Source organism: uncultured Caulobacter sp., assembly GCF_937900395.1.
In the GTDB taxonomy this organism is placed as follows: Bacteria; Pseudomonadota; Alphaproteobacteria; order Caulobacterales; family Caulobacteraceae; genus Caulobacter.
Genome location: NZ_CALCDX010000243.1, coordinates 14,668 through 34,081, shown reverse-complemented (window position 1 = coordinate 34,081; position 19,414 = coordinate 14,668). Strand labels below are relative to the sequence as shown.

At 68.4% G+C, this 19,414-nt stretch carries 18 protein-coding genes; 5 read left to right on the top strand and 13 right to left on the bottom strand.

All coding sequences use genetic code 11. The features are described from left to right. Positions 1 to 7 precede the first annotated feature (7 nt). The 7 genes from Q0379_RS22775 to Q0379_RS22745 all read right to left on the bottom strand — a co-directional run bounded on the left by Q0379_RS22775 (position 8) and on the right by Q0379_RS22745 (position 5,540). A complete protein-coding gene (locus tag Q0379_RS22775) occupies positions 8 to 934 on the bottom strand; it encodes an acetyl-CoA carboxylase carboxyltransferase subunit beta (RefSeq protein WP_299017164.1) in 927 nt (308 codons plus the stop codon). Positions 935 to 946: 12 nt separating this feature from the next. Then, positions 947 to 1,774: a tryptophan synthase subunit alpha gene (trpA, locus tag Q0379_RS22770; RefSeq protein WP_299017161.1), complete on the bottom strand. Its 828-nt coding sequence runs from the start codon at positions 1,772 to 1,774 to the stop codon at positions 947 to 949. A 12-nt stretch (positions 1,775 to 1,786) separates the two neighbouring features. Then, complete coding sequence (gene trpB, locus Q0379_RS22765; protein ID WP_299017158.1) at positions 1,787 to 3,007, bottom strand: tryptophan synthase subunit beta; 1,221 nt, start codon at positions 3,005 to 3,007, stop codon at positions 1,787 to 1,789. 23 nt (positions 3,008 to 3,030) lie between these two features. Beyond that, a complete protein-coding gene (locus Q0379_RS22760) occupies positions 3,031 to 3,681 on the bottom strand; it encodes a phosphoribosylanthranilate isomerase (protein WP_299017155.1) in 651 nt (216 codons plus the stop codon). Positions 3,682 to 3,728: 47 nt separating this feature from the next. Beyond that, a complete protein-coding gene (locus tag Q0379_RS22755; RefSeq protein ID WP_299017152.1) occupies positions 3,729 to 3,998 on the bottom strand; it encodes an usg protein in 270 nt (89 codons plus the stop codon). Between the two features lie 97 nt (positions 3,999 to 4,095). Next, on the bottom strand, positions 4,096 to 4,971 hold the full coding sequence (locus Q0379_RS22750; RefSeq protein ID WP_299017149.1) for a DMT family transporter: 876 nt from the start codon (positions 4,969 to 4,971) through the stop codon (positions 4,096 to 4,098). A 50-nt stretch (positions 4,972 to 5,021) separates the two neighbouring features. Further along, on the bottom strand, positions 5,022 to 5,540 hold the full coding sequence (locus Q0379_RS22745; RefSeq protein WP_299017146.1) for a MarR family transcriptional regulator: 519 nt from the start codon (positions 5,538 to 5,540) through the stop codon (positions 5,022 to 5,024). A 128-nt stretch (positions 5,541 to 5,668) separates the two neighbouring features. Between Q0379_RS22745 and Q0379_RS22740 the strand changes: the two genes are divergently transcribed. Beyond that, the gene (locus Q0379_RS22740) at positions 5,669 to 7,051 is read left to right on the top strand and encodes a PAS domain-containing methyl-accepting chemotaxis protein (protein ID WP_299017143.1); all 1,383 of its coding nucleotides are present in this window, start codon (positions 5,669 to 5,671) and stop codon (positions 7,049 to 7,051) included. Between the two features lie 51 nt (positions 7,052 to 7,102). Here Q0379_RS22740 and Q0379_RS22735 read toward each other — a convergent pair whose 3' ends face one another. The 4 genes from Q0379_RS22735 to dapB are packed head-to-tail and all read right to left on the bottom strand — an operon-like array spanning position 7,103 to position 11,772. Continuing rightward, positions 7,103 to 7,459 carry a DUF1318 domain-containing protein gene (locus Q0379_RS22735; protein WP_299017140.1) on the bottom strand — a complete coding sequence of 119 codons (357 nt, stop codon included), beginning with the start codon at positions 7,457 to 7,459 and terminating at the stop codon, positions 7,103 to 7,105. 15 nt (positions 7,460 to 7,474) lie between these two features. Then, complete coding sequence (locus Q0379_RS22730) at positions 7,475 to 7,660, bottom strand: YnbE family lipoprotein (protein WP_299017137.1); 186 nt, start codon at positions 7,658 to 7,660, stop codon at positions 7,475 to 7,477. 35 nt (positions 7,661 to 7,695) lie between these two features. Continuing rightward, positions 7,696 to 10,932, bottom strand: coding sequence for a YdbH domain-containing protein (locus tag Q0379_RS22725; RefSeq protein WP_299017134.1), 3,237 nt, complete (start codon positions 10,930 to 10,932; stop codon positions 7,696 to 7,698). A gap of 51 nt (positions 10,933 to 10,983) precedes the next feature. Next, positions 10,984 to 11,772, bottom strand: a complete 789-nt coding sequence (gene dapB / locus Q0379_RS22720; RefSeq protein WP_299017131.1) for a 4-hydroxy-tetrahydrodipicolinate reductase — start codon at positions 11,770 to 11,772, stop codon at positions 10,984 to 10,986. 250 nt (positions 11,773 to 12,022) lie between these two features. Between dapB and Q0379_RS22715 the strand changes: the two genes are divergently transcribed. Beyond that, the gene (locus Q0379_RS22715; RefSeq protein WP_299017128.1) at positions 12,023 to 14,305 is read left to right on the top strand and encodes an NADP-dependent malic enzyme; all 2,283 of its coding nucleotides are present in this window, start codon (positions 12,023 to 12,025) and stop codon (positions 14,303 to 14,305) included. 83 nt (positions 14,306 to 14,388) lie between these two features. Here the strand turns inward: Q0379_RS22715 and Q0379_RS22710 are convergent, their stop codons facing one another. Together Q0379_RS22710 and Q0379_RS22705 are read right to left on the bottom strand one after the other, a co-directional pair. Then, the gene (locus Q0379_RS22710) at positions 14,389 to 15,003 is read right to left on the bottom strand and encodes a flavodoxin family protein (RefSeq protein WP_299017125.1); all 615 of its coding nucleotides are present in this window, start codon (positions 15,001 to 15,003) and stop codon (positions 14,389 to 14,391) included. A gap of 143 nt (positions 15,004 to 15,146) precedes the next feature. Further along, positions 15,147 to 15,569, bottom strand: a complete 423-nt coding sequence (locus tag Q0379_RS22705) for an Rrf2 family transcriptional regulator (protein WP_299017121.1) — start codon at positions 15,567 to 15,569, stop codon at positions 15,147 to 15,149. A gap of 181 nt (positions 15,570 to 15,750) precedes the next feature. Between Q0379_RS22705 and Q0379_RS22700 the strand changes: the two genes are divergently transcribed. The 3 genes from Q0379_RS22700 (at position 15,751) to Q0379_RS22690 (ending at position 19,411) form a co-directional block, all read left to right on the top strand. Next, positions 15,751 to 17,736 carry a potassium transporter Kup gene (locus Q0379_RS22700; RefSeq protein WP_299017118.1) on the top strand — a complete coding sequence of 662 codons (1,986 nt, stop codon included), beginning with the start codon at positions 15,751 to 15,753 and terminating at the stop codon, positions 17,734 to 17,736. Positions 17,737 to 17,739: 3 nt separating this feature from the next. Then, positions 17,740 to 18,102 (top strand): hypothetical protein, encoded by a 363-nt coding sequence (locus tag Q0379_RS22695; RefSeq protein WP_299017113.1) that lies wholly within the window; start codon positions 17,740 to 17,742, stop codon positions 18,100 to 18,102. Positions 18,103 to 18,184: 82 nt separating this feature from the next. Beyond that, on the top strand, positions 18,185 to 19,411 hold the full coding sequence (locus tag Q0379_RS22690; protein WP_299017111.1) for an argininosuccinate synthase: 1,227 nt from the start codon (positions 18,185 to 18,187) through the stop codon (positions 19,409 to 19,411). Positions 19,412 to 19,414: the final 3 nt, after the last annotated feature.

Below are 19,414 nucleotides of genomic sequence, written 5' to 3'. Positions count from 1 at the left end.
GCGGCGCTCAGGCCGCCTTGCGGTTGCGACCCATCATCAGGGTGCCCAGGATCGAGCCCAGGACCTGCGGCAGCTCCTTGCGGTGCGTGACGCGGTCGACCATGCCCTTCTCGACCAGATATTCCGAGCGCTGGAAGCCCGGCGGCAGGGTCTCGCGGATGGTCTGCTCGATGACGCGCGGACCGGCGAAACCGATCAGGGCGCCCGGCTCGGCCAGGTGGACGTCGCCCAGCATGGCGTAGGAGGCGGTGACGCCGCCGGTCGTCGGGTCGGTGAGGACCACGACGTACGGCAGGGCCGCGTCCTTCAGTTCGTTGATCGCCAGGGTCGTGCGGGCCATCTGCATCAGCGACAGCGCGCCTTCCTGCATCCGCGCGCCGCCGGCGGCGGTGAAGGCGATCAGCGGGACCTGGCGTTCCTGAGCGGCCTTGGCGGCGGCGATGAAGCCTTCGCCGGCGGCCATGCCCAGCGAGCCGCCCATGAAGGCGAAGTCCTGGACCAGCACCACGGCGTCGACGCCGCCGACCTTGCCATAGGCGATGGCCATGGCGTCCTGTTCGCCGGTCGCCTTGCGGGCGGCGGCCAGACGGTCCTTGTAGGGCTTGCCGTCCGAGAACTTCAGCGGGTCCTCGACCACCGACGGGCTCGGCAGAACCTCGTACTGGCCCTCATCGAAGGTGAACTTGAACCGGTTTTCCGGTCCGATCCGCATGTGGCGACCGGCCGGCGTGACCCACAGGGCCGCCTCCAGGTCGGAGCGGAAGATCATCTCGCCCGTGTCCGGGCACTTGACCCAAAGGTTCTCCGGCGTCTCGCGCTTGGAGAAGGCGCCGCGCACGCCGGGGGCGATCCGCGACAGCCAGCCGCCGCCTCGGCGGTCGCCGGCCTGCTTCTTGTCGCCCTTTTTCGGGTCCTGGGGTTCAGCCATAGCCATAGCCTTAGAGCCTCACTTCGTCCCGACTCGCGCCGAACGCACAGCCTTAGCCAGCTCCGACGCTTTTAGAAGAACCTTCTCGGTCACGTTTTCGTTCAACCGAGCCGCGGATTCGATTTCATCCACAAGCGCCGAGCCCACGACGGCCGCGTCCGCCACCTTGGCGACGGCGGCGGCCTGGTGGGGCGTGCGGATGCCAAAGCCCACCGCCACCGGCAGGCCCGAGGCCTTGCGCAGGCGCTCGACGGCGGGCGCGACCTCGGCCGCGTCGGCCGACTTCACGCCGGTCACCCCGGCGACCGAGACGTAATAGACGAAGCCCGAGGTGCGGCGCACCACCATCGGCAGGCGCGCGTCGTCGGTGGTCGGGGCGGCCAGGCGGATCAGGGCGATGCCCTCGGCCTCCAGCGCGTCCGACAGCGGGTCGGCTTCCTCCGGCGGGCAATCGACGATGATCAGGCCGTCGACCCCGGCCTTGGCGGCGGCGGCGGCGAAGCTTTCGAACCCGCGGTGCAGGACCGGATTGAGATAGCCCATCAGGATGATCGGGGTGTCGGCGTCGCCTTCGCGGAAGGCGGCGACGAGGTCCAGCGTCCCCTGCAGGGTCATGCCGGACTTCAGGCCCCGCTGGGCGGCGCGCTGGATGGTCGGGCCCTCGGCCATCGGGTCGGAGAAGGGGAAGCCCAGCTCGATCAGGTCGGCGCCGGCGGCCGGCAGGCCCTTGAGCACGCTGAGCGTCGTGGCGGCGTCGGGATCGCCGGCCATGACGTAGGTCACGAAGCCGGCGCGGTTCTCGGCCTTCAGCGCCGCGAAGCGGCGGTCGATACGGTCTTTGGTCACGCGAGGTCGGTCCTAGATCTTGCGCCCGAGCGCTTCGGCCACCGTGAAGATGTCCTTGTCGCCGCGACCGCAGAGATTCATCACCACGATCTTGTCCTTGCCCAGCTCCTGGGCGATCTCGCCGACGCGAGCCAGGGCGTGGGCCGGCTCCAGCGCCGGGATGATGCCTTCGAGGGTCGAGCACAGCTGGAAGGCCGCCAGGGCCTCCTCGTCGGTGCTCGAGACATATTCGGCGCGGCCGACCTCGTGCAGGAACGCGTGCTCGGGGCCGATGCCCGGATAGTCGAGGCCAGCCGAGATCGAGTGAGCGTCGATGATCTGGCCGTCGTCGTCCTGCAGCAGATAGGTCTTGTTGCCGTGCAGCACGCCCGGACGCCCGCCGGTCAGCGAGGCGGCGTGCTTGTCGGTGGAGACGCCGTGGCCGGCCGCCTCGACGCCGATCAGGCGCACGCCGGCGTCGTTCAGGAACGGGTGGAACAGGCCGATGGCGTTGGAGCCGCCGCCGATGCAGGCGACCACCGCGTCGGGCAGGCGGCCTTCCATCTCCAGAATTTGCTCGCGCGCCTCGGCGCCGATCACGCTCTGGAAGTCGCGGACCATCACCGGATAAGGGTGCGGGCCGGCGGCGGTGCCGATCAGGTAGTAGGTGTCGTGCACGTTGGTCACCCAATCGCGCATCGCCTCGTTCATGGCGTCCTTCAGGGTGCCGGTGCCCGAGCTGACCGGGCGGACTTCCGCGCCTAGCAGGTTCATGCGGAAGACGTTCGGCTTCTGACGCTCGACGTCGGTGGCGCCCATGTAGACGACGCACGGCAGGCCAAAGCGCGCGCAGACGGTGGCGGTGGCCACGCCGTGCTGGCCCGCGCCCGTCTCGGCGATGATCCGGGTCTTGCCCATGCGCATGGCCAGCAGGATCTGGCCCAGGGCGTTGTTGATCTTGTGCGAGCCGGTGTGGTTCAGCTCGTCGCGCTTGAAATAGATCTTGGCCCCGCCGAAGTGCTCGGTCAGGCGCTCGGCGAAATAGAGCGGACTGGGCCGGCCGGCGTAGTGGGTGTTGTAGCTCGTCAGCTGGGCCTGGAACTCCGGATCGGCCTTGGCGTCGGCATAGGCCTTGCCCAGGTCGAGCACCAGCGGCATCAGCGTCTCGGCCACATAGCGGCCGCCGAAGTCGCCGAACCGGCCGTTGGCGTCCGGATAGGCCGAGTAGTCGTTAGGTTTCGCAGGAGCGTTCACGAAAGCTTCCCAGCTGGGCTTGTCTAGTCTTTGGCGCGTTTGACGGCGTCCAGGAACGCCGAGATCAGGACCGGGTCCTTTAGGCCGGGACCGCGCTCCACGCCAGAAGAAACGTCCACGAGCGGGGTTCCCGAGACCGTGATCGCCTCGGCAACATTCCACGGATCGAGCCCTCCGGCCAGGAAATGCGGGCGCGAAAAGCGGCGGCCGGACAGCAGTTCCCAGTCGAAACGAGCGCCCGTGCCGCCCGGCAGGGCCGAGCCCTCCACGGGCCTGGCGTCGAACATCAGATACTCGGCGGCGCCGTCGAAGGCGGCGGCTTGGTCCACATGGGCGGACGAGGAAACGGAGAAGGCCTTGATCACGCCGACACCGGCCCGGGCGGCGATCTCGCGGACGCGGGACGGCGTCTCCTTGCCGTGGACCTGGATCAGGTCGGGCCGCATCGTCGCCATCAGGCGATCGATCAGAGCATCATCGGGATCGACGGTGACGGCGACCGTCTTCACGCCCCGGCCCCGAACCGGCTCGACCAGCCGCGCGGCGATCTCGGGCGTCAGGTTGCGCGGGCTCTTCTCGAAGAAGACGAAGCCCAGGAAGGCCGCGCCGCCGTCGAAGGCGGCCTTGACCGTCTCGGGCGTCGACAGTCCGCAGATTTTGGCTCCAGCGCTCATCGCCCGGGAGTTACGGGCGACGAGCGTCCGAGGCAAGCCCAGCGAAACTATTGCAGCGTGAAGACCCCGTTCACGGCCCGCCATTCTCGGGGGCCGATCAGCCTGTTGTGGGCCACCCGGACCGAGTGCAGCACCCCATCCAGCTCGCGGCTCCAGAAGTCGAGAAAGCCCTTCAGGGTAGGGAACTTCGGCGCCAGATCGTAGTCCTGCCAGACGTAAAGCTGCAGCAGGCCGGGGTGATCGGGCATGTGATAGTGGATCTCGGCCGTGGTCAGGCCATAACCCATAAGCTGTTTCTCGAACGCACTGATCGTCATCGACAACGCTCCACGCGGACGTGAGTCGAAGCTTCAGTCCACTGAGCGAGTCGCTCAAGAGTCATGATGTCGCGGAAGCGGGCTCGGCCGGAGATGCCTAAGGCGTGACCTCCTCGGTCACGGCGTCGGCGGGCGTGGTCAGGATCGCGCCGGCCGAGGCGGCGATGATCGCGACGATCGCCAGCCATTGAGAGGCCGCGAGATGCTCGCCCAGGATCACGAGGCCCGCGAGCGCGCCCACCGCGGGTTCGGCGCTCAGCACGACGCCGAAGCTTCGCTTGGGGATGCCGCGCAGGGCGATCATCTCCAGCGAATAGGGAATGGCGCTCGACAAGACCGCCACGACCAGTCCCAGCAGCACCACCTTCGGGTGGAACAGGCTGGCGCCGGCCGAGATGACGCCGATCGGCGCGACGATCAGCGCCGCCGTCGTCATGCCCAGCGCTACCGAACGTCCAGCGTGCAGGTGGCCGGTCCGCTTGCCCAGGATGATGTACAGCGCCCACATCACCGCCGCCGCGCAGGCGAAGCCGACCCCGACCGGGTCGAGGGGCTTGGCGCCGGGATCGACCGGCAGCAGCAGGGCGAGGCCCAGCACGGCCAAGCCGATCCAAAGGAAGTGAATCAACTTGCGCGAACTGGCCACGGCCACGGCGAGCGGCCCCATGAACTCGATCGCGATCGCCAGGCCCAGCGGCACTGTGCGAATCGCCATGTAGAAGCAGAGGTTCATCAGCCCCATCACCGCGCCATAGGCGGCGATGCGGCCCAGGTCCGCGCGCGATAGCGGATGACGCCACGGCCGCCAGACCAGCAGCAGGATCAAGGCCGAGAAGCCCACGCGATAGGCCGTCGTGCCTTGGGCGCCGACGAGCGGGAACAGGCTCTTGGCGAAGGACGTCCCCACGCACAGGACGACGATCGCGGCCATCAGGGCGGCGTAGGGAAGCAGGCGGGCGCGGGCGGCGGACATGAGTCGGTGTTTAAGGACGTCGCGCCCTAGGCGCTAGGCGGGGCCGACGCTCATCGCAAAGGGGGGCTGTCGGCCAGCATGGCGGCGTTCAGCGATTGCAGGCTCGATCGCAGCGTGGCGATCTGGGCGTCCGACAGGGGCAGGCGCGCGACGACGTTGCGCCGGACCTCCAGCACGCGATCGCGCAGGGCCCAGCCGGCGTCGGTGAGATCAACCCACACCCGGCGCTCGTCGGCCGAGTCGCGCGACCGCCGCAGCAGGCCCGCGGCCTCCATGCGCTTGACCAGCGGCGTCACCGCGCCGGTGTCCATGCAAAGCCCCCGGCGCAGGTCGCCCATGCTGCAGCGCTCGGTCCGCTCCCAAAGGGCGATCAGGACGAGATACTGAGGATGGGTCAGCCCCAGCGGCTCCAGCAGGCCGCGATAGACCTTGGTGACCAAGCTGTCGGCGATCTGGATCGCCAGGCACAGCTGGTTGTCCAGGTACAGCTCCTGATAGCCGGCGTCATGCTCCTCCAACGGGCGGGGCTTGGCGAGCGGAGCCTCAGCGTGCGCGATATCGTCGACCATGCGCGCTAGAGTAGTCCGCTTTGTTTAATGTAGCGTAACCAAATATAAATTGAAAATATCGAACTCGATATAATCAAGCTTTAAGGATCCCACCATAGAACGGTGTCTCAGACTTCAGAGGTACGTTCATGTTTGGCATCGAAGATAAGCGCGGCAGGGCGCTGCGCGCGGAAGCGGCGGAGCTGAAGGCGACGGTCGCGGCGATCCATCGCTCGCAAGCGGTGATCGAGTTCCAGCTCGACGGGACCATCATCGACGCCAACGAGAACTTCCTGGCCACCATGGGTTATCGCATCGACGAGATCCGCGGCCGCCACCACAGCATGTTCGTGGACCCCGCCGAGGTCGCCGGCGCCGACTACGCGCGATTCTGGGACCGGCTGCGGGCGGGCGAGTTCTTTTCCGACGCCTTCCGGCGTATCGGCGCTGGCGGGGCCGAGGTGTGGATCCGCGCCAGCTACAACCCGGTGTTCGACGCCGACGGCAAGCCCTACAAGGTCATCAAGTTCGCCACCGACATCACGGCCGTGCGCCGCGAGCAGGAAGCCAGCCGCGCCGAGCGCGAGCAAGCGGCCGCAGTCCAGAACCAGGTCGTCTCCATCCTGGCCGAGAAACTTGGGCGTCTGGCCGATGGCGACCTGACGGCCGAGATCGACGCCTTCCCCGACCAGTACGACCGCATCAAGGGCGACTTCAACCGCTCGGTCGAAAGCCTGCGCGGCGCCTTGAGCGCCATCGCCGAGGCCACTGACAATCTCCAGTCGGGCTCCAGCGAGATCGCCAGCGCCGCCGACGATCTGTCGCGGCGCACCGAGCAGCAGGCCGCGAGCCTCGAGGAGACCGCCGCCGCGATCGAGGAGATCGCCGCCACGGTCAAGCGCAGCGCCGATGGCGCCCTGGAGGCCTCGACCGCCGCCAGCGAGGCTCGCAGCCATGCTGATCGCTCGGGCCAAGTCGTCCGGGAGGCCGTCGCGGCCATGGGCGAGATCGAAAACTCCTCGGGCCAGATCACTCGGATCATCGGTGTGATCGACGAGATCGCCTTCCAGACTAATCTTCTGGCGCTCAACGCCGGGGTCGAGGCCGCTCGCGCCGGCGAGGCCGGTCGCGGCTTCGCCGTCGTCGCCCAAGAGGTGCGGGCCCTGGCTCAGCGCTCGGCCGACGCCGCCAAGGAGATCAAGGTCCTGATCGCCAGCAGCACGAGCCAAGTGGAACGCGGCGTGCGCCTGGTCGGCGACACGGGCGAAGCCCTGGCGGGCATCGTCTCGAAGGTGAGCGAGATCGACCAGCTGATCCGCGAGATCGCCGCGTCATCCCAGGAACAGTCCACGGGACTGAACCAGGTCAACGCTGCGATGAACCAGATGGATCAGGTCACCCAGCAGAACGCGGCCATGGTGGAGGAGACCACCGCGGCGGTGGCGAACATGAGCACCGAGGCGCGCGCCCTAGCCCAGCTGGTGGGACGCTTCAGGACCGAGCCGGCCCATTACATCCGCGCGGCGGCCTGATCGGACGTGGACGCGCCGGGCGCTGATCGCCCGGCGCGTGCTCTCGGAGGCCTACTTCTTCACCCAGCCGCCATCCAGCGGCTTCCAGTATTGGCCGGGCGCCAGGCGGCCGTAGAGCTGCTTGGCGGTGGCCTGGCCGGCGGCCTCGGGCGTCACGCCGGTCTTGGCGGCGATGTCCTTGTAGGCGGCGGCGCGGCCGGTGTTGATCTCGGCCACGGCCGCGCGCAGGGCGGCGTCGCCGCCCGACACGATGCCTAGATAGCCGTCGGCCTGCTCGCCAACCGTGCCTGCGGCCTTGCCGGCGTCCACGGCGGCCTTGGCGGCGGCCGACTGGGCGAGGGCCAGGTTCGCGCCGGCGGCGGTCATCGCCAGGCCCAGCGCCAGAACCGTCATCGTCTTGCGGATCATGTCGGTCCTCCTTGCTTAGAACAGGTTCGGGTTCTGCTGGATCAGCGACTGGACTTCCTTGTCCAGCCGCACGCGCACGTCGGCGTCCAGCTTGGCGTAGATATTGATCGGGTCGACCTTCACCCGGACGGTCGGGGTGCAGGCGGCCGCGCCGAGCGCTCCCGTCGCGACAAGAGCCATCAAGAGGGCGCGCTTTCTCATGCGTCTAGTCTCCAGTTCATGTTCAGGGTGGCCGGTCACGGTTGAACCGGACCTGAACGGTTCGAGGTCTCCGAGCCCTGGCGCTCGAACCAGCTTCGCCAGTCGGCCAGAAGCTCGTCGAAGTTCAGCGAGGTGTCGAGAGTGAGATCCACCGGCGTCTTGGCCGGCAGGGCGATACGCTTGTCGAACGCTCGTCCGCGGATCAGGTCGAGAATGCCCACCCGCGCCTTTTCCGGGACCTTCGGGTCGTGCCGGCCCTTGATGTGGAACAGGATCCCCAGCCGTCCCTTGTCGGTGCTGTTCACCCCGGCCTCCAACTGGTCGAACGCCAGGTTCTCCATGGCCTGATAGGCGAAGTCCTGGATGGCGTTGACCTGGGCCGGCTGGGCGGGCGGCGCGCCGGGCGCATCGTTCGGGCTGGCGGCGACATTGGACAGGGCCGCGCGCGAGATCTCCAGCCGGCCCGGCTGGATGGCGCTGATCTTGCCTTCCTGGAAGCGCAGGCCCTCGGGCCCGAAGGTGAACGGCAGGCGACCGTCGACCACCGCCTGGACCTTGACCTTCTCGGCCAGGGACGAGGCGGCGATCAGTTCGCCCAGGTCGAGGTGCTCGACCACGATCACGCCCTTGATGGTCTTGTCGGCCGCCAGGGGCACGTCGGTCGGCTCGATCGAAATCCGCCCCTTGGCCGCCTCGAACGTCGCCTTGGAGATGTGCAGGGCGTCGGCGCCGAGCTGGAACACCGACTCCACCGCCGTCAGCGGCACCAGGGAATCGATGCGCACGACCTTCAAGGACTGCCCCGGCCGGGTGGTCAACGGCGCCAGGCTGTCGAAGTCAACGGCGCCGTCCAGGGTGGCGACGAAGCCGACCGGGCTGGTGAAGTCGATCCTGTCGGCCACCAGGCGGCCGCGGCTGGTCGCGCCCTTGTCATCCCAGGCGAAGACGCCGGTGAAGCTGGCGGGGCCCTTGGCCTCGCGCGCGAAGCCGGCCATCGGGGAGAGGTCGCCTGGCTGCAGACCGTCCTTGGCGAAGACCAGCTTGGAGGCGTCGATGTCGGCCTGCCCTCGGCCCGTCGCCACGACATGGCGCAGGCGGATCTCGCCCAGCGGAGCGCCCGTCGGCGTCGCGGTCTGCAAGGTCCCGCCCCAGACACCGCCCGTCAGGGCCAGTTGGCCCTTGGCGAGGATCGGATTGAAGCGTCGTTCGGCGGCGGCGTCGGTGACCGCCGCGCGTTCGACCCGGACGCTGGCGCGATCGAAGCCGCCCGCCCCGCCGAAGCTGGCCTCGCCCTCGATCCCCTGCAGTTTGGCCTGAGCCACGGCGAGGGCGCCTTCGCCGTCCTCGAACTTGAGGTTCGCGCTCCAGCCGCCGGCGCCGGCCAGCACCAGCGGCGCCTTTGTCGGGCAGAGCTTGGCCTTGATGTCCGTGACCGGGTTGTCGCCCAAGGCATAGGCCTTGGCGGTCAGCGGCGAGCACTTCGACGCGGTCAGGGTGAAGCGGCCGCCCGCCAGTCGCGCCTGACCGTCGACCTGGCCGGTGACGCCCTGGATCGGCGGCAGGTCGAAGTTGTCGACCGCCAGCGACAGCGGCGAGGTCAGGACGCCGCCGGCCATCCGCCACTGCGGCGCCAGCGCCTTGACCGTCGGCAGTCCGCCACCCGTCAGCGACACCTGCAGCGCGCCGCGCGCGCCCTCCGGTCCCGCGTCGAGCAGCAGCCCCTTCGGCGCGGCGACCGCGACCTTCACGCCGTTCGGAGCCGATAGGGTCGCGCTCTGGGCGAGGGTCGCGCGCGTCCGTCCGGCCTGGATGTCCAGCCCGAGGCTGGGCGCGGCCAGCTCGAACGTCCGCAGCGCGTGGGACAGAGGCTTGCCATAGGCGGGATTGGGGATCAGCCCGGCCAGGCGTTCGGCGTCAGGGCCGGAGACGCCGCTGCGGCCTCCGGCCGAGCCATTTAGGGCCAGGGTCAGGCCGCCCGGGCCTTGGTCGATCTTGCCTCGCCCCTCCAGCCGCGCGTCGCCGAGCGCCAAGCCGCCGTTGGCGAGGCGCTGGGCGCTCGCATCGATCGCCAGCGGGCCGTTGACGGTGAAGCCCTGATTGTCCACCGCCAACCCCAGATTGGCAGAATCCGCCGAAGCCTTCAGGCCCCGCAGCGCCACTCCGCCGGCCAAGGCCTGGTCGGCGACAAGCGTGGTCTGGACAGCGCCGCGCAAGGCGGTGCGCCCATCCCGGCGGCCAATGGTGATCCGCGAGGCGTCCAGCGAGAGACTGGCCGCGCGGGCGTCCAAGGCGGGCGCCGACAGGCGATCGCCCCGCACCGCGCCGCGCGACCGGCCGAGGAACGCGAAGGCGTTCAGGCCGCCATCGAAGCGACCGGCCAAGCTCAGGTCGACGGCGAGATCGCTCGCCTGGGTTTCGGCGATCCGGCCATTGCGGGCCGCCAGCGCCAGCCGAGCCTCCAGCGGGCCGCTCGCCTTCATCGCCGCCAAGTCCGGGTAGGGCAGGTCCGCCGACAGCTTCGCCGCCGCGCCGGCGAGGTCCGCGTCCTTGGTTTCCAGGCTGTCTATGGCCAGCGAAACCTCGACCGTCAGGCGGTCGCCGCGCTTGCGGGCCGAGACCGTCGCGCCCTTGGCGGCCAGCGCCAGGTCGGGGACAGCGTAGCGCAGCGGCGCCAGACGTCCGTCCAGCCGCAGCAGCTGTCCGTCGTCGAGGCTGGCGTCGCCGGTGACGCGAACGCGGCCGCCCGGCGTGGCGAGGTCCAGCCGCGCGTCCTCGACCAGGATCGCCGGGCCGGGGACGTTGGGCTTCCGGGGTGACTTCAGAGCCTCGTCGATCAGGGGCTGAAGCGCGCCGAAGCGGACGCGGCCCTTTTCGTCGACGCTGGCCAAGACCCTCGGCCGGACCAGCCGCACCGCCTTGGTCTGGATGCCGAACCGCTCGCCGGTCCAGGGCGCGGCCAGATCGTAGGCGACCTCCAGCCGGTCAGCGGCGAAGACGGGGTTGTCGCGCGATCCCAGACGCACCCGGCCGGAAAAGCCCGTGGCGTCGAGGTCGTCGATCTCGACGGCGGCCTCGATCCCGTGGTCGCGCAGCCAGCTGACCGCCAGTTCGCGGCTGATCTCCCGCCGACCCGACCACACCACGAGGCCCGTGGCGATGAAGGCCAGCATCGACAGCGACACGGCTTCGAGGCCGAGATCGATCAGGCGCTCGCGCCCCCACGTCTTGCGGGACGTCTGTTTCGGCTCGGCGGCGGTGGAGGGTTCGGCCATCAGATCCTGAAGTCTGGTTCCTAAGAAGCCCCCCGGCTCAGCTTTGGATCCCTACTTCTTAAAGCCGAGCACGTCTTGCATGTCATAGAGCCCTGGCGCCTTGCCCTTTGTCCAGGCCGCGGCGGCCACCGCGCCTCGGGCGAACAGGCCACGGTCGATGGCCGAGTGCGCCAGGGTCAGGATCTCGGACTCGCCGGCGAAGATCACGCTGTGCTCGCCGACGATCCCGCCGCCGCGCACCACCGAAAAGCCGATCGCGCCTTCCTTGCGGGGACCCGTGACGCCGTCGCGGCCGCGGTCGGCGACCTGGCCGAGGTCGACGCCGCGCCCCTCGGCCGCCGCCTCGCCCAGCATCAGGGCCGTACCCGACGGCGCGTCGATCTTGCGCTTATGGTGCGCCTCGAAGACCTCGATGTCCCAATCGGACGCCGGCAGGGCGGCGGCGGCCTGGCGCACCAGGCCCATCAACATGTTGACGCCCAGCGAATAATTGCCCGAGCGGACGATCACGACCTTCTGGGCGGCCGCCTCGATCCGGGCCAGCTGTTCGGGCGAGAAACCGGTCGAGCCGATGACCAGGGCCGGCGCGTGGGCGTGGTGGACGGCGCGAGCGGCGGCGGCTTCGGCCAGCTGGGCCGAGACTTCCGGCAGGGTGAAGTCGATCACGGCGTCGGCGGCGGCCAGGGCCGCGTCGGCGCTGACCAGCAGCTCGCCTTCCGCCTCGGGGCGGTCGAAGCGGGCGGCCAGCACCACGTCGTGGCGGCCTTCCAGCGCCTGGATCACGGCCTGGCCCATGCGGCCGAGGGCGCCGGCGACGGCGATCTTCACGGGCTGGGTCAACGGCTTTCCTCTTACGCTCTTCGCCTTGCTGATCGCCCATCCGCCCCTCGAGGTCAACCTCGGCACGGGTGACGAAAGGTCATTCAGGTTGACGCAACGCCAATTCCAACAAGCGTTTGCTGGACTTTTCGCGAGCGTGGCCTGTTGTGACGCCGGTTCCCGGTCGCTACGCTGGAGACGCATAAGGACGCGTTCGCATCGATCGGCGCGTCCCACGATCAACTTGCGCAGCAGGAATGGGAAACGCCGGATGAGCGACGCGGAACGCAAGACCTTCACCGATGCGGAGGCCTTGGCCTTCCACCGCCACCCCACGCCGGGGAAGATCGCCATCGTGCCGACCAAGCCGATGGCGACCCAGCGCGACCTGTCGCTGGCCTATTCGCCCGGCGTCGCCGTTCCGGTCCACGCCATCGCCGCCGATCCCGACGCGGCCTACGACTACACGTCCAAGGGCAACCTGGTGGCGGTGATCTCGAACGGCACCGCGATCCTGGGGCTTGGCGACCTGGGGGCGCTCGCCTCCAAGCCGGTCATGGAAGGCAAGAGCGTCCTCTTCAAGCGGTTCGGCGACGTTGACTCGATCGACATCGAGGTCACCTCCAAGGATCCCGACGAGATCATCACGGTGGTCAAGAACATCGGGGTGACCTTCGGCGGCATCAATCTGGAGGACATCAAGAGCCCCGAGTGTTTCCGCATCGAGACCGAGCTGCAGGAGCTGCTCGACATCCCCGTGTTCCACGACGACCAGCACGGCACGGCGATCATCTGCGCCGCCGGCCTGATCAACGCCTGCCACATCACCGGCAAGAAGATCGAGGACGTGAAGGTCGTGCTGAACGGCCCCGGCGCCGCCGGCATCGCCTCGCTGGAGCTGATCAAGGCCATGGGCGTGCGGGCCGAGAACTGCATCGCCGTCGACTCCAAGGGCGTGCTCTATCAGGGCCGCACCGAGGGCATGAACCAGTGGAAGAGCGCCCACGCGGTCAAGACCGACAAGCGCACCCTGGCTGAAGCCGTCCAGGGCGCGGACGTGCTGCTGGGTCTTTCCGCGAAGGGCGCCTTCACCCCCGAAATGATCGCCTCGATGGCCCCGAACCCGGTCATCTTCGCCATGGCCAATCCCGATCCGGAAATCACCCCGGAAGAGGTCAAGCGGGTCCGCAAGGACGCGATCATGGGCACGGGCCGGTCGGACTATCCCAACCAGGTCAACAACGTCCTGGGCTTCCCCTACATCTTCCGCGGGGCTCTCGACGTGAGGGCCCGCCGCGTGAACCACGAGATGAAGATCGCCTGCGCCCAGGCCCTGGCCATGCTGGCGCGCGAGGACGTTCCGGACGAGGTGGCCGCCGCCTACCACGGCCGCCAGCTGAAGTTCGGTCCGGACTACATCATCCCGTCAGCCTTCGATCCCCGCCTGATCTGGTACGTGCCGCCGTTCGTGGCCCAGGCCGCCATGGACACCGGCGTCGCCCGCCGCCCGATCGCCGACATGGACGCCTATCGCGCCAGCCTGGCCCAGCGCCTGGATCCCACCGCCGGCTTCCTGCAGAAGATCTCGGGCTCGGTGCTGGCCAATCCCAAGCGCATCGTGTTCGCCGAGGGCGAGGACCCCAGCGTCATCCGCGCCGCCTACGCCTACCAGACCGGCGGCTACGGCAAGTCGATCCTGTGCGGCCGCGAGAACCTGGTGCACGAAAACATGAAGCTGGTGGGCCTCGATCCCGAGACCGCCGGCCTCGAGATCGTCAACGCGCGTCTGTCCGATCGCAATCCGGACTATGTGGACGCCCTCTACGCCCGCCTGCAGCGCCAGGGCTATCTGAAGCGCGACGTCCAACGCCTGATCAATCAGGACCGCAACAGCTTCGCCGCCTCGATGGTCACCCTGGGCGAGGCCGACGCCATGGTCACCGGCGTCACGCGCAGCTTCGACCAGGCCCTGGAAGAGGTGCTTCGCGTCGTCGATCCGGCGCCGGGCGGCCGGATCATGGGCATGTCGGTGGTGCTGGCCAAGGGCCGGACGATCTTCGTGGCCGACACCAACGTCACCGAGCTGCCGGAGGCCGAGGAGCTGGTCGAGATCGCCTGCGAGGCGGCCCGCGCCGTGCGGCGCCTGGGCTTCAAGCCGCGCGTGGCCTTCATGAGCTATTCGACCTTCGGCAACCCGATGGGTCTGCGGTCGGAGAAGGTGCGCGAAGCCGTCGCCATGCTCGACGAAATGGACGTCGACTTCGAGTACGAGGGCGAAATGCCGCCCGAACTGGCCCTGGATCCGGAAAAGCGCGCCAACTATCCGTTCATGCGCCTGACCGACAGCGCCAACATCCTGGTCATGCCGGCCATCCACGCCGCTTCGATCTCGACCAAGCTGGTGCAGTCGCTGGGCGGGGCCACGGTGATCGGGCCGGTGCTGCTGGGCCTGTCGAAATCGGTGCAGATCGCGCCGCTGTCGGCCTCGGTGTCCAAGATCCTGAACATGGCGATGATGGCGGCCTACGAGCAGCCGGTCGGCGAAGAGGAGTAGTCCGAAACGTCGAAAGGCGCGCGCCGGCGGGCGCGCGCCTTCCTGGCCGCGGCTGGGAGGGGAACGGCCGCGGCCGTGACCGACTAGGCGGCCTTGGTCGTGATCGCTTCAGCCGCCGCGGCGCCGGCGGCCCAGCGGACGGCGGCCTTGGCGACGCGCTCGCCCAGCAGGCGGGCGGTCTCGCGGTCGCCAGCCGGCGGCGAGAGCTCGGGCGAAACGTTGTCGGACTGGGCGGCGACGCCAATGAACGAACCAACGCGGTTGAGCGTGTCCGGACCGCGCTCGGCGGCGGTCACGTTCGGCGGGGCGATGCCCAGATTGATCCAGTTCATGCCGTGCTGGGCCGCCAGGATCGTCAGGCTGGCCAAGGCGTGGGCCTTGTCGCCGGCGAAGCTGTGCGAATTGGTGAAGCCGGCGGCCAACTTGTCCTTCCACGCGCCGGTGAAGAACGCCGCCGAGGTGGCGTCGGCGAACACTTTGAACACGCCCGAGACGTCACCCATGTAGGTCGGCGCGCCGAAGATCACGGCGTCGGCCTTGGTGATCTCCTCGATGAACGGGCCGAAGTCCTGGGCCGCGCTCTCGATCTTCAGCAGCACCGGGGTCTGGCCGGCGTCACGGACGCCCTCGGCGACCTTCTGGGCGAGAACCTCGGTGTGGCCGTAGCCGGAATGATAGGCGATGGCGACGGTGGTCATGGTTGATCCCTCCGATTGGGAACTGAAACGGTAGCGATTACGTAATAAGCGCCAGCGCGACCGCCAGGGGGATCAGCAACAAAAGTTGGTGCAATTTTTCTATGGTCGGTTTTCAGCCCGACTGAAGGCTCGCCCCGAAGCCCTTAGTGCGCGTCGGCGAGGAGGTCGGCGACCGTGATCTGGCCCAGGCGCGCGGCGGCGGCGGCGTCGGCCGCCTCGATGGCCGAACGGACCGCGTCGGGAATCTTCTCGCCGACCGGGCAGCCCTTGACGCCCTTGGGCGCGACGCCGAGGTGGGCGCAGCCGTTGACGGCCTTCAGGACGACGTCGAGCGTGATGGCCTCGGCCGGCTTCAGCAGCCAGGCGCCGCCGTTGGCGCCGGCGCGCGCGCCGATCAGCCCCGCCTTGCCCAGCATGGCGGTGACCCGGCGGACCACGACCGGATTGGTCGGGACCGAGGCGGCCAGCTCGGCGCTGGCCACGGCGCGGTCGGCGGAAAACGCCTCCTTGTGCGCCAGATAGGCCAGGGCGTGCGCCGCCACGGGGAATTTTTGACTGTCGGACATCTCTACCGGGAACGTAAGGTTGTCGCGGGCGCGTTCAACTGAAAACTGTTTAATCCTGACGTCGCCGCGCGATGCGACGTTAGGGGACGATTGAACCCATCGTAAATTGGGTGTATCGCGCCGCGCTTGATCGATATGGGTCGGCCGACAGCGTTTTGCGAGGGCGGCCCGGAGGGATTGAATGGCTTCCGAAGCCTCAGGCGCACCCGCTTCCGACTGCGCCCCCGCGTCTTCCGACATTCCATCGCAGGATGGCGGCCCGCCGAATGGGTCGGGGCACGGCCATGACGTGAAGGGTCATGGCTTCATGGCCCTGGCCCTGGGCTCGATCGGCGTCGTCTTCGGCGACATCGGCACCAGCCCGCTGTACGCCCTTCGCGAGGCGTTGGCGCACTCGCGCAGCACCACCGCGACCGAGCACGCGGTGCTGGGCGTGGTGTCCCTGGTCCTGTGGACCATGACCCTGTTCGTGACGATCAAGTACGTCATCTTCTTCATGCGCGCCGACAACAAGGGCGAGGGCGGCACCCTGGCCCTGATGGCCTTGGCCCAGAAGGCCCTGGGCGGCGCGGGCCGCAAGCGCTCGGTCGCCGTGTTCTTCCTCGGCGTGATCGGGGCGGCGCTGTTCTATGGCGACGGCATCATTACGCCCGCCATCTCGGTGCTCTCGGCCGTCGAGGGCCTGAAGGACGCGCCGCACGTGGGCAAGGCCCTGTCGCCCTACATCCTGCCGATCTCGGCCGGCATCCTGATCGCCCTGTTCCTGGTCCAGGCCAAGGGCACGCACCGAATGGCCTCGCTGTTCGGACCGATCACCGCGATCTGGTTCCTGATCCTGGGTGCCCTGGGCGCCTTCCATCTGGCCGACGACCCGTCGATCTTCCGCGCCTTCAATCCCTGGTACGGCCTGCGCTTCCTGCTGGAGAACGGCTTCCTGGGCTTTGTCATCCTGGGCAGCGTGTTCCTGGTGGTGACCGGGGCCGAGGCGCTGTACGCCGACATGGGCCACTTCGGGAAGCGGCCGATCCAGGCCGCGTGGCTGTGCCTGGTCTTCCCGTGCCTGGCCCTGAACTATCTGGGCCAAGGCGCCCTGGTGCTGGATCATCCGGCCGCCCGCCACAACCCGTTCTGGGAGATGGTGCCCGGCTTCGCCTATTGGCCCGTGCTGCTGATGGCCACGGTCGCCACGGTCATCGCCAGCCAGGCCGTGATCACCGGCGCCTTCTCGATGACCCAGCAGGCCGTGCAGCTGGGCCTGCTGCCGCGCATCGAAATCAAGCGCACCTCGGAAACCCAGGCCGGCCAGATCTTCGTGCCGGCGGTCAATCAGTTCCTGCTGATCGGCGTCCTGGTGCTGCTGTTCGCCTTCCAGAGCTCCCACAAGCTGGCCAGCGCCTACGGCATCGCCGTCACCGGCGCGATGTTCGTCGACACCCTGCTGGCCTACGTCGTCATCCGCCGCGTCTGGAAGTGGAATCTGGGCCAGACCGCCCTGCTGCTGGTGCCGCTGGCCGCCCTGGACATGGTGTTCATCGCCTCGAACATGCTGAAGATCCCCGACGGCGCCTGGCTGCCGCTGGTGTTCGGCGGCGTCCTGGTGCTGATCATGTGGACCTGGACCCGCGGGGCGGCGATCCTGTCGGCCAAGACCCGCCGCGACAGCGTGCCCCTGGTCGACCTGATGGAGATCCTGCGCGCGCGGGCGCCGCACCGCGCGCCCGGCACGGCGATCTTCCTGACCTCCGACCCGGACATGACGCCGGTCGCCCTGATGCACAACCTCAAGCACAACAAGGTCCTGCACGAGCGCAACGTCATCCTGACGGTCCGCACCACCGAGACGCCCCGCGTCAACGAGGAGGACCGGGTCAAGATCGAGAAGGTCAACGACGACTTCAAGAAGGTCATCGTCAACTACGGCTTCATGGAAAGCCCGAACATCCCCAAGGCCCTGGCCGTGTGTCGCAAGCAGGGGCTGAAGTTCGACATCATGGCCACCAGCTTCTTCTTGGGGAGACGCTCGATCGTGCCGTCGGCCAACAGCGGCATGCCGCTGTGGCAGGACCGCCTGTTCATCTACCTGATGAAGAACGCCGCCAATCCGACGGACTTCTTCAAGATCCCGCCCGGCCGCGTGGTCGAGCTGGGCGCCCAGGTGACGGTGTAGGCGGTGGAGACGACCCTCCGCGTCCTGGGCGACGGTTTGTCGATCGCCGCCCTGGCCATCATCGCCGCCACCGCCCAGGGCGCGTGGAAGCGGATCGGCAAGGACGTCTCGATCCCGATGCTGTGGAGCCGCGACGGCCAGCCGCTCGCGCGCCTTTCCAAGCCGCTCGGCCTGCTCGCGATCCCGTTGATCGCGATCGTCGTGCTGCTGTCCTTCACCCTGACCCAAGCGACCTTCACGACCGATCCGGTGCAGGCGACCATCATCTTCCTGGTCCGCGCCACGATCGCCGCCAGCCTGGCGCTCTCCCAGCTGTTCCACCTGCGGTTCGTCATCAAGACGCTGCAGGATGAGGGTCATCTCTAGCCGCGCTCATTTGAGCTTGACCCGCGCGTCCTGATCCCGTTGAAGGCGCGCGACTTTGTGTTTCTCTCCGGAAGGACCCCTCATGGCCGACAAGTCCGTGAAGAAGGTCGTGCTCGCCTATTCGGGCGGCCTCGACACCTCGATCATCCTGAAGTGGCTGCAGACCGAGTACGGCGCGGAAGTCGTGACCTTCACGGCCGACCTCGGCCAGGGCGAAGAGATCGAACCGGCGCGCGCCAAGGCCCTGGCCGCCGGCGTGAAGCCCGAGAACATCTTCATCGAGGACGTCCGCGAGGAGTTCGTCCGCGACTACGTCTTCCCGATGTTCCGCGCCAACACGGTCTATGAGGGCCAGTACCTGCTGGGCACCTCGATCGCCCGTCCGCTGATCGCCAAGAAGCAGATCGAGATCGCCCGCAAGACCGGCGCCGACGCCGTCAGCCACGGCGCGACCGGCAAGGGCAACGACCAGGTCCGCTTCGAGCTCGGCTACTACGGCCTCGAGCCCGACATCACCGTGATCGCCCCCTGGCGCGAGTGGGACTTCAAGTCCCGCGAGGCCCTGCTGGACTTCGCCGAGAAGCACCAGATCCAGATCACCAAGGACAAGCGCGGCGAAGCGCCGTTCAGCGTCGACGCCAACCTGCTGCACTCAAGCTCGGAAGGTAAGGTCCTGGAAGACCCGGCGGTCGAGGCCCCCGAGTTCGTCCACATGCGCACGATCGCGCCGGAAGACGCGCCGGACAAGCCGACCATCATCACCATCGACTTCGAGAAGGGCGACCCGGTCGCCATCGACGGCGTGGCGATGAGCCCGGCTGCGCTGCTGACCAAGCTGAACGAGCTGGGCCGCGACAACGGCATCGGCCGCCTCGACCTGGTCGAGAACCGCTTCGTCGGCATGAAGTCGCGCGGCGTCTACGAGACCCCCGGCGGCACGATCCTGCTGGCCGCCCACCGCGGCATCGAGAGCATCACGCTGGACCGCGGCGCGATGCACCTGAAGGACGAGCTGATGCCGAAGTACGCCAGCTTGATCTACAACGGCTTCTGGTTCTCGCCCGAGCGCGAGATGCTGCAGGCCGCCATCGACTACAGCCAGACCAAGGTCTCGGGTCAGGTGCGCGTGAAGCTCTACAAGGGCAACGTCACCGTGATCGGCCGCACCAGCCCCTACTCGCTGTACGACCAGGACCTGGTCACCTTCGAGGAAGGCAAGGTCGCCTACGACCACCGCGACGCCGGCGGCTTCATCAAGCTGAACGCCCTGCGCCTGCGGGTTCTGGCCAAGCGCGACAAGCGCGGCTAGGCG

Coding starts and splice junctions, on each gene's coding strand:
- Q0379_RS22710 (WP_299017125.1), bottom strand. CDS start 15,003: ATGACCACCGTCGCCATCGCCTATCATTCCGGCTACGGCCACACCGAG.
- Q0379_RS22755 (WP_299017152.1), bottom strand. CDS start 3,998: ATGACGATCAGTGCGTTCGAGAAACAGCTTATGGGTTATGGCCTGACC.
- Q0379_RS22740 (WP_299017143.1), top strand. CDS start 5,669: ATGTTTGGCATCGAAGATAAGCGCGGCAGGGCGCTGCGCGCGGAAGCG.
- Q0379_RS22715 (WP_299017128.1), top strand. CDS start 12,023: ATGAGCGACGCGGAACGCAAGACCTTCACCGATGCGGAGGCCTTGGCC.
- Q0379_RS22745 (WP_299017146.1), bottom strand. CDS start 5,540: ATGGTCGACGATATCGCGCACGCTGAGGCTCCGCTCGCCAAGCCCCGC.
- Q0379_RS22700 (WP_299017118.1), top strand. CDS start 15,751: ATGGCTTCCGAAGCCTCAGGCGCACCCGCTTCCGACTGCGCCCCCGCG.
- Q0379_RS22690 (WP_299017111.1), top strand. CDS start 18,185: ATGGCCGACAAGTCCGTGAAGAAGGTCGTGCTCGCCTATTCGGGCGGC.
- Q0379_RS22705 (WP_299017121.1), bottom strand. CDS start 15,569: ATGTCCGACAGTCAAAAATTCCCCGTGGCGGCGCACGCCCTGGCCTAT.
- Q0379_RS22730 (WP_299017137.1), bottom strand. CDS start 7,660: ATGAGAAAGCGCGCCCTCTTGATGGCTCTTGTCGCGACGGGAGCGCTC.
- Q0379_RS22775 (WP_299017164.1), bottom strand. CDS start 934: ATGGCTATGGCTGAACCCCAGGACCCGAAAAAGGGCGACAAGAAGCAG.
- Q0379_RS22725 (WP_299017134.1), bottom strand. CDS start 10,932: ATGGCCGAACCCTCCACCGCCGCCGAGCCGAAACAGACGTCCCGCAAG.
- Q0379_RS22750 (WP_299017149.1), bottom strand. CDS start 4,971: ATGTCCGCCGCCCGCGCCCGCCTGCTTCCCTACGCCGCCCTGATGGCC.
- Q0379_RS22760 (WP_299017155.1), bottom strand. CDS start 3,681: ATGAGCGCTGGAGCCAAAATCTGCGGACTGTCGACGCCCGAGACGGTC.
- Q0379_RS22735 (WP_299017140.1), bottom strand. CDS start 7,459: ATGATCCGCAAGACGATGACGGTTCTGGCGCTGGGCCTGGCGATGACC.